The sequence below is a fragment of the Mesorhizobium sp. M0217 genome (assembly GCF_040321955.1).
GTDB lineage: Bacteria > Pseudomonadota > Alphaproteobacteria > Rhizobiales > Rhizobiaceae > Mesorhizobium.
Window position 1 is genome coordinate 78,784 of the sequence record NZ_JAMYSN010000018.1, and the last position, 12,944, is coordinate 91,727.

The 12,944-nt window shown below is 63.4% G+C and carries 9 protein-coding genes; 5 read left to right on the plus strand and 4 right to left on the minus strand.

Annotation, left to right across the window (positions count from 1 at the left end):
* Both NKJ18_RS24175 and NKJ18_RS24180 read right to left on the minus strand, forming a co-directional pair.
* Positions 1–1,116 (minus strand): aminomethyl transferase family protein, encoded by a 1,116-nt coding sequence (locus NKJ18_RS24175; RefSeq protein WP_352759992.1) that lies wholly within the window; start codon positions 1,114–1,116, stop codon positions 1–3.
* A gap of 70 nt (positions 1,117–1,186) precedes the next feature.
* Positions 1,187–1,957: an ABC transporter substrate-binding protein gene (locus NKJ18_RS24180; RefSeq protein ID WP_023752482.1), complete on the minus strand. Its 771-nt coding sequence runs from the start codon at positions 1,955–1,957 to the stop codon at positions 1,187–1,189.
* Positions 1,958–2,211: 254 nt separating this feature from the next.
* On the opposite strand from NKJ18_RS24180, the gene NKJ18_RS24185 reads away from it, so the two are divergent.
* Positions 2,212–3,102, plus strand: coding sequence for an SGNH/GDSL hydrolase family protein (locus NKJ18_RS24185; RefSeq protein ID WP_352759995.1), 891 nt, complete (start codon positions 2,212–2,214; stop codon positions 3,100–3,102).
* Between the two features lie 22 nt (positions 3,103–3,124).
* Here NKJ18_RS24185 and NKJ18_RS24190 read toward each other — a convergent pair whose 3' ends face one another.
* A complete protein-coding gene (locus NKJ18_RS24190; protein ID WP_352759998.1) occupies positions 3,125–4,807 on the minus strand; it encodes a hydantoinase B/oxoprolinase family protein in 1,683 nt (560 codons plus the stop codon).
* Between the two features lies 1 nt (position 4,808).
* Positions 4,809–6,893 (minus strand): hydantoinase/oxoprolinase family protein, encoded by a 2,085-nt coding sequence (locus NKJ18_RS24195; RefSeq protein ID WP_352760000.1) that lies wholly within the window; start codon positions 6,891–6,893, stop codon positions 4,809–4,811.
* 221 nt (positions 6,894–7,114) lie between these two features.
* On the opposite strand from NKJ18_RS24195, the gene NKJ18_RS24200 reads away from it, so the two are divergent.
* From NKJ18_RS24200 to NKJ18_RS24215, 4 genes are all read left to right on the plus strand, one after another.
* Positions 7,115–7,942: a ferredoxin--NADP reductase gene (locus NKJ18_RS24200; protein WP_352671004.1), complete on the plus strand. Its 828-nt coding sequence runs from the start codon at positions 7,115–7,117 to the stop codon at positions 7,940–7,942.
* Between the two features lie 206 nt (positions 7,943–8,148).
* The gene (gene deoC, locus NKJ18_RS24205; protein ID WP_352760003.1) at positions 8,149–9,198 is read left to right on the plus strand and encodes a deoxyribose-phosphate aldolase; all 1,050 of its coding nucleotides are present in this window, start codon (positions 8,149–8,151) and stop codon (positions 9,196–9,198) included.
* Between the two features lie 219 nt (positions 9,199–9,417).
* Entirely contained in the window at positions 9,418–11,790 is a 2,373-nt protein-coding gene (locus NKJ18_RS24210; RefSeq protein WP_352760005.1) for an aldehyde dehydrogenase family protein, read from the plus strand.
* 292 nt (positions 11,791–12,082) lie between these two features.
* Positions 12,083–12,814, plus strand: a complete 732-nt coding sequence (locus NKJ18_RS24215; protein WP_352760008.1) for an SDR family oxidoreductase — start codon at positions 12,083–12,085, stop codon at positions 12,812–12,814.
* Positions 12,815–12,944 lie beyond the last annotated feature (130 nt).

Here is a 12,944-nt window from a genome sequence, read left to right on the forward strand (position 1 = left end):
TTAGGCCCGCAGCCGAGCGCCTTCAGGATCGAAGAATGGCATCGGCGCCACCACCGCGCGGGTCGGCTTGCCGTCAATGTCGATGCTGAGTTCGGTCCCGATGGCGGTGAACGGCAGCCGCAAATGCGCCGTCGCCAGAACTTTGCCTAAGGAATAGCCGTGATCGCTGTAGGTGACGACGCCGGCATCCTCGCCGTCGGCGAAAACCCTGGCATCCGTCGCGGCCGGCTTGTCACCGTCGAGAATCAGCCCGGTCCAGCGTTCGTCGAGCCCCTTACCGCGAATTTTGAGCAATGCCTCGCGGCCGATGAACTCGCCCTTGTCGAACTTGATCCAGCGATCGAGCCCGACATGGAAGGGCGTACGGCTCTCGTCCATGTCGATGCCATGCGCCGGATAGGCCTTTTCCAGCCCGAGCGTGAACATGGCCAGCACGCCGTATGGCTTCAAGCCGAAATCGCCGCCGGTCCGCATCAGCGCGTCCCAGACGGAAGTCGCCTCGTCCGCCGGCACGAACAGTTCGAAGCCGAGCTCGCCGGTCACCCCGGTGCGTGAGATCAGGACTTTGGTCTCGCCGACGCGCCCTGAAGTGAACGCCCAGCGTTTCAACTCATCGAGATCGGCATCCGAAACCAGTGCTTTCAGCAGCTCGCGTGAGCGCGGCCCCTGTATGGTCGGGAAGGCGACGGCCGCGGTGATGTCGGTGACATAGGCCTTTCGCGCTTCAGCATGATGCTGCAGCCAGGGCAGCATCTTCAGCCGGTTGACCGAACCGGTCACCAGCATGAAATGCTCCGATCCCAGCCGGAACACGGTGAGGTCGTCCATGATGCCGCCATCGTCGCGGCAGACGGTGGAATAGCGCACCTGGCCGGGGCTCATCGCGGCCGCATCGTTGACGATAACGTGGTTGACCAGCGCCTCCGCTTCCGGCCCCTTGATGTCCATCTTGCCCATGGTGCTGAGATCCTGCACGCCGACTTTCTTGCGCGTGTTCAGATGCTCGTCGGCGATGCCGGAATAAGTTTTGGCCGAGACGAAGTCGCCGCCGACCCGGCCCATCGTGGCGCCGAGGCCAACGATGCTGGTGTAGAAAGGGGAGCGCCGCTCAACCAAGAAACTTCTCCGTCATCTCATGAAAACGGCAGCGCCTGATGGCGCTGCCGAGGTAGGAGCGGTGAAGGGGTTAACTTCCGTATACGTCGAACGAGAAGTATTTGTCGTTGATTTCCTTGTACTTGCCGCTGGCACGCAGGGCGTCGATGGCGGCATTGAACTTGTCGGCCAGTTCCTTGTTGCCCTTTTGCAGGGCGATGCCGACGCCGGGTCCATGAATGGCCGGATCGGCGGTCAGCGTGCCGAGCAATTTGCAGCAGGCGCCATCGGGCTTCTTCAGCCATTCGGTCAGGATGATCGAGCCATCCATCATCGCGTCGAGCCGGCCATTGGCCATGTCGGTGCGGGCGTCGTCGCCGGTCGGATACGCTTTCACGGTCGAGCCGGAGTATTTCTGCTCGGCGAAATTCTGGTGGATGGTTGCGCTCTGCACGCCCAGCACCTTGCCCTTCAGATCGTCCGGCGATGTGCCGACGATGGTCGAATCCTTCGGCACGGCGATGGCCGGCGGCGTCTGGTAATATTTGTGGGTGAACTCGACCTTCTCGGCCCGTTCCGGCGTGATGGTGATGTTGATGATGGCGTCGAACTTGCCGGCCTGCAGCGCCGGAATGGAACCATCGAAATCCTGTACGGAGAATTCGCACTCGGCCTTCATCTCGGCACACAGCGCCTTGCCGAGGTCGATGTCGAAGCCGCCCAGCGTGCCGTCCGAATTGGCATAGTTGAAGGGCGGATAGGCGCCCTCGGTCCCGATCCTGAGTTTCTCGGCGGAGGCAGCACCGGTCCCAAGCAGCAGGGCGGCGGAAGCGGCAAGCACGAAACGACCGAAAAGACGCATGTTCCTGATCTCCGTTGACTAAGCAATTCCAGGGAAGGTGTTGGCGGTTTCCCGTCCGGAATTGCGCGAAAACAAGGATAGAAGTCTATGGTCTTTTGCAGACTCCACGGAGACGGAAACGACATGCTCTGCGGCGATCACGGCGCGGCAAGCCGTCCTTCCCCAGGAATCTTACTGTGATCTAAATTACAGACCGATCATGGACATCGGCGCATGCTCAGCCGGACATAGGCGGTCATGGGAGGGACCTGGGGATGGACCAGCAGGAATTCGTGCAGGAAGCCGCGCAACGGCGCATCGACGACGACATCGCCAAGCGCATCAGGGTTCACCAAGCCAACATCGAGCGGCTCGAAACCGCAAGGGAAAGCGCCGGCAATCTCGAGGCGGCCGTCGCCAACCGGCCGCTGGTGATGCTGGCGCAGGGCGATTCCTGGTTCGACTATCCGCTCACCGGTAACGGCTTTCCGTTCGTCGACACCGACGTGATCGCGCAGCTGCGACGCATCGGCTCGATGCCGCCGACCATCCTCAACCTTGCCCATCATGGCGATGCGGCGACCGACGAGATGTCGCTGCCCAAGCAGCAACGGATGATTTCAGCCTTGCGCAACAAGGCAAACTGGCTGGACGGCAAGCCCGATGCCATCCTGTTCTCTGCCGGTGGCAACGACATTGCCGGCGACCAGTTCTGCATCTTCCTCGACTTCAATGACGGCCACGCCCCCGGGCTGAACAAGAACCGCTTCACCAAGGCGCTCGGCATGGTCGAGGCCTGCTATCTCGATTTGTTCGCGCTGCGCGACCGCGTCGCGCCAGGCGTGCCGATCTTTGGCCATTGCTATGATTTCCCGATCCCGAACGGAGCGCATCCGTCCTGTGTCGGCCCGTGGCTGAAACCGTCGCTCGATTTCTGCAACTGGACGGTCGCCAAGGGCACGGTCATCGTTCACGACGCGCTGGCGGCGTTCCGCGATGTGGTGAAGCGCCTGGCCGACGATCCCAACAACAATTTCCATCTGGTCGACACGCAGGGAACGTTGAAGGTGGCCGACTGGGCCAACGAACTGCATCCCGATCCCGCCGGCTTCAAGAAGATCGCGCAAAAATTCGCCGATGCGCTGAAGGCCAAGCTGCAGACCTGACGCGGCTCGGGCCTGTCGGCTGTCAGGTTCCGAACAGCTCTTTGGCTTGTTCATCGGTGTAGTAACCAAGCCTGATGTCTTCGGCGACCAGTTTCGGGTCGCGCTGACGCGGATCGCCATAGCCGCCACCGCCCGGCGTGCCGACGCGCACGCGGTCGCCGGCCTTGAGCGCGATGTCCTGTTCCTTGGAGAGGTGCGGCGGCACATGTTCCTCGCCGCCGCGGAACACGGTCACCGTGTTCACCGCGCCGTCCTTGCCGCCGAGCGCACCTTGCGGGCCGAAACGGCCATGATCCATGACGAAGGACGCACGGGCTTCGCCGCGCAGGATCTCTACCTCATAGGCCAAACCAAAGCCGCCGCGCTGCTTGCCGGCGCCGCCCGAGCCTTCGCGCAATGCGTAGTGGCGGTAGAGCACAGGAAAGGCCTGCTCCATGATCTCGACCGGCGGCGATTTCGAAATGCCGATGGTCGAGCAGCCATTGGTCAGCCCGTCATGGCCTGAATTGCCGCCATAGCCGCCGCCGGAGATCTGATACATCACATAGTCGCGGCCGCGCGTCGGATCGTTGCCGCCAAGCGCGAAATTGCCGCTGGAGCCGGCGGGTGCGGCCGTCACCTTCTCCGGCAGCGCCTGCACCATTGCCGCGAACACCGCCTCGGCGATGCGCTGCGACACCTCAGCCGCGCAGCCGGAAACCGGGCGGGGATATTTGGCGTCGAGGAAGGTACCTTCCGGCCGCTTGACGATCAGCGGCTCGAAAGCGCCGGCGCTGATAGGCACATCCGGAAAAATATGGCGCATGGCGAGATAGACCGACGACAAGGTCGTCGCCAGCACGCTGTTCATCGGCCCGGCGCAGGGTTTTGAGGAACCTGTGAAATCAAAAGTCAGCGTGTCGCCCTTTTTCTCGACGGCGAGCGCGATGGTCAGCGGCTCGTTGACCACGCCGTCCGAGTCGACAAAGGCCTTCGAGCTGTAGGTGCCGTCGGGAATGGCGGAGATGTTGGCGCGCATCTGCTCGGCGGCGCGGCGGCGCAGTTCGGCGATCGCCTCGACGACAGTTTCGTCACCGTAACGATCCAGGATTCCGTTGAGCCTGTCCTGCCCGATCAGCAATGCGGCAGCCTGCGCCCGGATATCGCCGATGCGCTGGTCGGCAACGCGGATGTTGGAGCAGATGATGGCGTAGATTTCCGTGTCGAGCACGCCCTTCTTGAACAGCTTGACCGGCGGCAGCCGCAGGCCCTCCTGTTCGACGGCTGTGGCGGAAGCGGAGAAGCCACCCGGCACCGAGCCACCGATATCGGGCCAGTGGCCGGTGTTCGATAGCCAGCAAAATATCTTGCCGTCGCGATAGACCGGCATGGCAAAGCGCACATCCATCAGATGCGTGCCGCCGAGATAGGGATCGTTGACGATGTAGATGTCGCCGGGCTCAGGCGCCAGGCAACGGCCGTCGGCGATCATCTCGATCACCGTTTTGGTCGAATACTGCATGACGCCGACGAACACCGGCAGGCCCTGGCTGCCTTGCGCGATCAGCGAGCCGTCGACGGCGGAATAGATGCCGTCGGACCGATCATTGGCCTCGGCGATGACCGGCGAGAAGGCCGCGCGGGAGAAAGTGAGATCCATCTCGTCGCAGACCTGCTGGAGGGCAGCCTGCAGGACCGAAAGCGTTATGGCGTCGAGCTTTTGCATCTCAGGCCTCGCCGATGTCGATGATGATGTTGCCGTCGGCGTCCGATCTTGCGCGGTCGCCGGGTTCGAGCACGGTGGTGGCGTCCATCTGTTCGAGGATCGCCGGCCCTTCGATGACGGCATCGGGCGGCAGCTTTTCGCGTGCGTATATCGGCGTATGGTGCCAGCGTCCTGCGTACCAGACAGGCCTTGTTTCGCGCAGCGCCTCGTCTAGCGTCTTTGTACGTCCGGCCGGGTCGATCAGCCGTGACAGGTCGATTGCCGGCCGCACGCCCGTCACCGACGTGTTGAGGTTGACCAGATTGGCGCGGATCTCCGGCAACTCGACCTTGAAGCGGGCAAAATAGGCTTTTTCGAACAGCGCCTGCAACTCCTGCCTTGTCACCGATGAAGACGGCAACGGCACGTTGATGATGTGGGTCTGGCCGACAAACTGCATGTCGGCAGAGTGCGTAACGCGGATCGTTTCCGGCTTCACCGCTTCCTTGCCGATCAGTTCCTCGCCTTCCCCGCGGTGACGTTCCAGCACCTCGCGAAGCCTGGCTTCATCGAGCACGGCGACCGGCTGGTTGATCGTGTTGACGAAGTCGTGACGCAGATCGGCCACGACGCAGCCGAGCGCATTGGTGATGCCCGGACGCGCCGGCACCAGCACACGGGGCAGGCCGAGTTCGCGCGCCAGGGCGGAGGCATGCAGCGGCCCGGCGCCACCGAAGGCGAACAGCGCGAAATCGCGCGGATCATGGCCGCGCGACACCGAGACCATGCGGATGGCGCCGGCCATCTTCATGTTGCCGAGGCGCAGCACCGCGCCCGCCGCTTCGACGCCGGAGAGGCCGGCGGCCTTGCCTATTCTGTCTTCGAAGATCCCGGTGACCCGCTCGACGGTGACCGGATTTTCGACCGCCAGCAGCTTCTTCGGCGCCAGCCGGCCCAGCACCAGATTGGCGTCGGTGATGGTCGGCTCGGCTCCACCACGACCGTAGCAGATCGGGCCGGGATTGGCGCCGGCACTTTCCGGGCCGATCTGGATCAGCCCGGCCGCATCGACCCGGGCGATGGAGCCGCCGCCGGCACCGACCGTATGCACCGCCACCATCGGCACGTGGATCGGCATCGCATATTCGATCTCGATCTCGTTCGAGACGGCGGGCTCCGCATTGCGGATCAGCGCCACATCGGTCGAGGTGCCGCCCATGTCGTAGGTGACGAGGTTTTCAAAGCCGGCGCGCTTGCCCGTATAGGCGGCGGCGATGACACCCGAGGCTGGTCCGGACATCACGGTCTTGGCCGATTCTCTGGTGACGAAACGGGCCGAGATCATGCCGCCATTGCCGTTCATGATCAGGAAGTCGCGGGCGTAACCTTTGGCGGCCAATTCCTTGCGCAGCCGCTCGACATAGCGCTCGAGGATCGGCTGCACCGAGGCGTTGACCGCGGCGGTCACGCCGCGCTCGAATTCGCGGGCTTCCGACAGCAGCGCATGGCCAGTCGTGATGTAGCCGTTCGGCCAAAGCTCGGCGGCGATTTCGGCCGCGCGCCGCTCATGCGAAGGGTTGGCGTAGGAATGCAGGAAATGGATGACCAGGGACTCGCAGCCGGCCACGATCAGCGTCTTCACGGCGTCGCGCATCTCGGTCTCATCGAGCGGGGTGCGCACCGCGCCGGATGCTTCGACGCGCTCCGAGACTTCGAGCCGGAGATCGCGCGGGATGATCGGAACGAAGGTGCCGGTCATGCCATAGGGCTGCGGCCGTGTGCGCCGTCCCAACTCGATCACGTCGCGAAAACCGCGCGTGGTGATCATGCCGGTTTTCGCCAGCCGGCGTTCCAGAACCGCATTGGTGGTGGTGGTCGTGCCATGCACGATGAGGTCGATGCCGTCTATGGCAAAGCCGGTGGCGCCGAGCGCTGAAACCACGCCGAACGCCTGATTGTCGACCGTCGTCGGCGTCTTGGCGATATGCACCTTTCCGCCGTCATTTCCGTCGATCAAAATGAGGTCGGTGAAGGTTCCGCCAACATCGATGCCGGCAACGACGTGACCCAGGGAATCCGGTTGTTGCACCGAAAAATTCTCTTTCATTGTCGAAATCCGAAATGGCGGAACTACGAATATGCCGCAGTTTGGAAAGCTGTTTTAGCGTGGTATCTTGACACAAATATCGTTTGTATACTAATAAATTTGGGACACAAGAGCTCACTGCTTTGGAGTGTGTGAACGGCTCGCCGGGACCTGAATGGTCTGGGCGCGCAGGAAACGGTTTGGCGCCCGCGTAGTGAGTTGGGCAAGACAGAGTTGGATTGATGAACACCACATCCGCACTCAACACCGCCGACGCCCGTCCGCTGCAGTTCCCGATTCCGGCCAATGTCTATGCCGAAACCGTCGTGTCGGTGAAGCATTACACCGACCGCCTGTTCTCGTTCCGCATCACCCGCCCGCAGTCGTTGCGCTTCCGCTCCGGCGAGTTCGTCATGATCGGTCTGCCCAATGCCGAAAAGCCGGTGTACCGCGCCTATTCGGTCGCCAGCCCGGCCTGGGACGAGGAACTGGAATTCTTCTCGATCAAGGTGCCGGATGGTCCGCTGACCTCCGAACTGCAGAAGATCCAGGTCGGCGACACCGTCATCATGCGCCAGAAGTCGACCGGCACGCTGGTTGTCGACGCGCTGACCCCGGCAAAGCGCCTGTTCATGATCTCGACCGGCACCGGCATTGCGCCCTTCGCCAGCCTTCTGCGCGACCCCGATACCTACGAAAAATTCGATCAGGTCATCCTGACCCACACCTGCCGCGACAATGCCGAACTGACCTATGGCCAGGAACTGGTGGCCGCGCTCGAGAACGATCCCCTGATCGGCGAACTGACCGGCGGCCGCGTCACCCTCTACAATTCGACGACCCGCGAAGAATCGGCGCGCATGGGCCGCATCACGGCGCTGATCGGCTCGGGCAAGTTCTACGCCGACCTCGGCATCGAGAAGCTCAATCCGGAGACGGACCGCATCATGATCTGCGGCTCGATGCATATGCTGAAGGACGTCAAGGAAATGGCCGAAAGCCTCGGCTTCCATGAGGGCTCGCTCAGCCATCCCTCGACCTTCGTCGTCGAGCGCGCTTTCGTCGGCTGACATCAGCCGGCGCCTCGGCGCCACGTCTTGAATTGACGTTTTGACCATGTGGTCAAAATTCAGCTGCTTTTGCCGCCTTTTTCCGTTATGAGCCCTTGAAGGACTCGTGAAGCATCGATTCACGGGCTATCTTCGGTGTGTGTCGCCCAAGTCCGGGAGCAACGACACGCACCACGACGTAAAATCGTCGAGCGAAAGGGCAGGAGATGAGCAGCACTATCCGCGAAGCCGATCTCGGCGCGTCCAAGGTCACGCCGCTGCCGGCACGTGCGGCCGCCAACACGCCCGTGCCGCAAAGCCACGGTATTGCCCGCAACACCGGCATGCGGCTCGATCTCGGCTTCATGGAATCGGTGCGCTCGGTCAACCGCTCGGCGCTGGAACGCAGGGTCGCCAGCCTCACAAAGCGGCGCTCGATCAAGGCTGACAGCCAGGCCGCCTGGCTGCTGCGCGCGGTCTCCTGCATGGATTTGACGACTCTGAATTCCAACGACACCGAAGAGCGGGTGCGCCGCCTATGCGCCAAGGCGATCAACCCGTTCCGTCGCGACATCGTCGAGGGGCTTGGCATCGAGGGCGAAAAAATCCGGCCGGCGGCGGTCTGCGTCTATCATCCCTTCGTCGCGACGGCTGTTGATGCCGTGCGCGGCACCGGCATCCATGTCGCCGCCGTCTCCACCGCTTTCCCGCACGGCCTTGCGCCGCTGTCGACCCGCCTGCAGGAGATCGAGGCTTCGGTGCGCGACGGCGCCGACGAGATCGATGTCGTCATCCCGCGCGGCTTGGTCTTCGGCGCCAAATGGCAGGAGCTCTACAACGAGATCGTCTCGATGCGCGAAGCCTGCGGTGATGCGCATCTCAAGGTTATCCTCGGCACCGGCGACCTCGCCACGCTGCGAAATGTCATGCTGGCCTCGATGGTGGCGATGATGGCGGGCGCCGATTTCATCAAGACCTCGACCGGCAAGGAAAGCGTCAACGCCACGCTGCCCGTCGGCCTCGCCATGGTGCGCGCCATCCGAGCCTATTTCGAGGAGACCGGCTTTCTCATCGGCTTCAAGCCGGCCGGCGGCATCTCTACAGCCAAGGCTTCGCTCGACTGGCTGGTGCTGATGAAGGAGGAGCTCGGCCGGCCATGGCTGGAGCCAGACCTGTTCCGCTTCGGCGCCTCGAGCCTGCTGACCGATATCGAGCGCCAGCTCGAGCATCATCTGACCGGGCATTATTCGGCCAACCACCGCCATGCGATGGCGTGAGGCGGCCTTGAACGTCGAGTTCCTTCGCGCCTCCCTCTGTCCTGCCGGACATCTCCCCCACTTGGGGGGAGTTTGGCTAACGTCGGCGATTTCGCCAATTGTCGACGTTTCAGAGCCGACAGGCGCGAAGGCTAATCTCCCTCCTTGTGGGGGAGATGTCCGGCAGGACAGAGGGGGGCGCCACAGAGCGCCTGCCAAGACGATTATCTGGAGCGCGTCATGAACATTCTCGAACGCTATCACGCCATGGAATACGGCCCGGCGCCGGAAGCCCGCACCGAGGCCGATGCCTGGCTTGCCGGACGCGATTTCGGCAAGGCGCTGTTCATCGACGGCGGCTGGAAGGCAGCAGGCGGCGGCAAGACCTTCGAGACCAGCGAACCCTCATCCGGCAAGCTGCTGGCCAAGATCTCCGATGCCGGCGCCGCCGATATCGACGCAGCCGTCGCCGCAGCCACCAGGGCCTTACCGAAATGGTCGGCATCCTCGGGCTACCAGCGCGCAAAAGTGCTTTACGCCATTGGCCGCGCGATGCAGCGTCATCAGCGCCTGTTCGCAGTGCTTGAGTCAATCGACAACGGCAAGCCGATCCGCGAAAGCCGCGACATCGACGTGCCGCTGGCCATCCGCCATTTCATCCATCATGCCGGCTGGGCACAGGCGCTGGACAAGGATTTCCCAGGCCACAAGGGTGTCGGCGTCGTCGGCCAGATCATCCCATGGAATTTCCCGCTGCTGATGCTGGCCTGGAAGATTGCGCCGGCGCTCGCCGCCGGCTGCACGGTGGTGCTGAAGCCGGCCGAGTTCACGCCGCTCACCGCCATCCTGTTTGCCGAGATCTGCGAGCGTGCCGGCGTGCCCAAGGGCGTCGTCAACATCGTCCAGGGCGGGCCGGAAGCGGGCGTCGCCATCGTCAACCATCCCGGCATCCAGAAGATCGCCTTCACTGGCTCTTCGGAGGTCGGCAAGATCATCAGGAAAGCCACGGCTGGATCGGGCAAGAAGCTGTCATTGGAGCTTGGCGGCAAATCGGCCTTCATCGTCTTCGAGGACGCCGATCTCGACAGCGCCGTCGAAGGACTGGTCGACGGCATCTGGTTCAACCAGGGCCAGGTCTGCTGCGCAGGCTCGCGGCTTCTGGTGCAGGAAGGCATTGCCGACGCGTTGATCGCAAAGGTCAAGGTCAGGATGAGCCGGCTTCGCGTCGGCAGCCCGCTCGACAAGAACACCGATATCGGACCGCTGGTCGACTTGACGCAACTGGACCGCGTCAAGGGTCTGGTCGCCGAAGGCGCCAGACAGGGCGCCGTCTGCTGGCAGCCCGACGCGGTGCTGCCGTCTTCCGGCTACTACCACCTGCCGACGCTCGCCACCGGTGTTTCGCCGGCAAATATATTGGCGCAGGAAGAGGTGTTCGGTCCGGTTCTGGCCACCATGACCTTCCGCAACACCGAGGAAGCGATCGAGCTTGCCAACAACACGCGCTATGGGCTGGCCGCCTCGGTGTGGAGCGAAAACATCAATCTCGCGCTGCATGTCGCGCCGCAATTGAAGGCCGGCGTCGTCTGGGTCAACGGCACCAACATGTTCGACGCCGCCTGCGGCTTCGGCGGCTATCGCGAAAGCGGCTTTGGCCGCGAGGGCGGGCGCGAGGGCATGTTCGAATATCTCTCGGCAAAACTGCCGCTTGGTCCCGTGATCAAGCCGGCGACCTCTTCGGCGCAGCCCGTCGAGCAATCGGATGGCGGCGCCATCGACCGCACGGCAAAACTGTTCATCGGCGGCAAGCAGGTGCGGCCCGACGGCAATTATTCGCTGGCGATAGCCACTGCCAAGGGCAAGCTCGCCGGCGAAGTCGGTCTCGGCAGCCGCAAGGACATCCGCGACGCCGTTGCCGCCGCCCGCGCCTGCAAGGCGTGGCCGGAGGCTACCGCCTACAATCGTTCCCAGGTGCTCTACTACCTCGCCGAAAATCTGTCCGGCCGCACCGGCGAATTTACCGCACGCTTGACCGAACTGACCGGCGCCAACGCCAAGGCCGCGCGGGAGGAAGTGGAACAATCGATCGAGCGCCTGTTCCTCTATGCCGGCCTTGCCGACAAGTATGAGGGCAGGGTGCATCAGCCACCGGCCCGCGCCGTCACGCTCGCTTTGCACGAGCCGGTCGGCGTCGTCGGCATCGTCGCCCCGGACAGCGCGCCGCTGCTCGGCTTGATCTCCCTGATCGCACCTGCGCTTGCCATGGGCAACACGGTGGTGGCCGTGCCGTCGGAAAAATACCCGCTGCTTGCCACCGATCTCTACCAGGTGATCGAATATTCCGACGTTCCGGCAGGCGCCATCAACATCGTCACCGGCCGCACGGCGGAGCTTGCCGGCGTGCTGGCCAAGCATGACGATGTCGACGGGCTCTGGCTGTTTGCCGATGCCGACACTTGCTCCAAGGCGGAGGCCGATTCCGTCGGCAATCTCAAGCGCGTCTGGACCGGCAACGGCCGCAGCCTCGACTGGACGTCCGACGAGGCCGCCGGCGATGCCATGCTGCGCCGCGCCGTCGAAGTGAAGAACGTCTGGGTGCCATACGGCGACTAATGCCGCCTGAAGCGCGCTGTGCTTGAGTGAACCATGGCAGCGCGACTCGTTGCCCGGTTGTCATACATGTTGTTGCATCAGAGCAAGCGATGTGCATTACATCAGCCGTCGCGAAGGTGATCGCGTTCGGGCTTGACGCCCGGACGTGTGTTCTTTAACCAGAAAAAACATTTGTTATTTTGGACTGATGGATTGTGCAGGCCGCATAGTCGCGCCTGTCTGGCACAGGACGCCCTGGTCAGCCGGCATTAAATCGGGCCGGGAAGTGGCCAAAGAGGGCGAGGAGAAACGCATGGCGGATCTGGCAGGCAAGGTCGTTGTCGTCACGGCGGCGGCGCAAGGCATCGGCAGAGCGAGCGCTCTGGCCTTCGCCAAGGCAGGTGCCGTCGTGCACGCCACCGACATCAACGAGGCGCTGCTGGCCGAACTCGCCAAGACCTCCGGCATCAAGACCCGCAGGCTCGACGTCCTCAACGATGATGCCGTCACGTCGGGCTTCGCCGAAATCGGCCGCGTCGACGTGCTGTTCAACTGCGCCGGCTTCGTTCATTCCGGCTCGATCCTCGAGATGAAGGATGCCGATCTCGACTTCGCCTTCAATCTCAATGTCCGCGCCATGATCCGCACCATTCGGGCCGTGCTGCCCGGCATGCTGGAGCGCGGCGACGGCTCGATCATCAACATGTCGTCCGTCGCCGGCGCCGGCAAGGGTGTGCCCAACCGTTTCGCCTACGGCGTCACCAAGGCGGCCGTGATCGGCCTGACCAAGGCGGTCGCGGCCGACTATGTCGCCAAGGGCATTCGCTGCAACGCCATCTGCCCCGGCACCGTCGAGAGCCCGTCGCTGCAGGACCGCATGCATGCGCAGGGCGACTATGACGCCGCCCGGGCGGCCTTCATCGCCCGCCAGCCGATGGGCCGTCTCGGCACCCCCGAGGAAATCGCCGACCTTGCGGTCTACCTCGCCGGCGCCACGTACACCTCAGGCCAGGCCTATAATATCGACGGCGGCTGGTCGATCTGAGCAATAGCCTCGATCCGCAGGTCCAGGCTCGAACAGTTCTAAAGTCCGGCTTGCCCCAGGTCGGGTCCGATAGCCAGAGTCCGCCCAGTCATCGCTTGGCGGAGCGAGTTTTGAAAACGGCCTTGGGCCG

Excerpts from the sequence above, each read along its gene's own strand:
- deoC (WP_352760003.1), top strand. The coding sequence starts at position 8,149 with ATGAGCAGCACTATCCGCGAAGCCGATCTCGGCGCGTCCAAGGTCACG.
- NKJ18_RS24190 (WP_352759998.1), bottom strand. The coding sequence starts at position 4,807 with ATGCAAAAGCTCGACGCCATAACGCTTTCGGTCCTGCAGGCTGCCCTC.
- NKJ18_RS24210 (WP_352760005.1), top strand. The coding sequence starts at position 9,418 with ATGAACATTCTCGAACGCTATCACGCCATGGAATACGGCCCGGCGCCG.
- NKJ18_RS24185 (WP_352759995.1), top strand. The coding sequence starts at position 2,212 with ATGGACCAGCAGGAATTCGTGCAGGAAGCCGCGCAACGGCGCATCGAC.
- NKJ18_RS24180 (WP_023752482.1), bottom strand. The coding sequence starts at position 1,957 with ATGCGTCTTTTCGGTCGTTTCGTGCTTGCCGCTTCCGCCGCCCTGCTG.
- NKJ18_RS24215 (WP_352760008.1), top strand. The coding sequence starts at position 12,083 with ATGGCGGATCTGGCAGGCAAGGTCGTTGTCGTCACGGCGGCGGCGCAA.
- NKJ18_RS24195 (WP_352760000.1), bottom strand. The coding sequence starts at position 6,893 with ATGAAAGAGAATTTTTCGGTGCAACAACCGGATTCCCTGGGTCACGTC.
- NKJ18_RS24200 (WP_352671004.1), top strand. The coding sequence starts at position 7,115 with ATGAACACCACATCCGCACTCAACACCGCCGACGCCCGTCCGCTGCAG.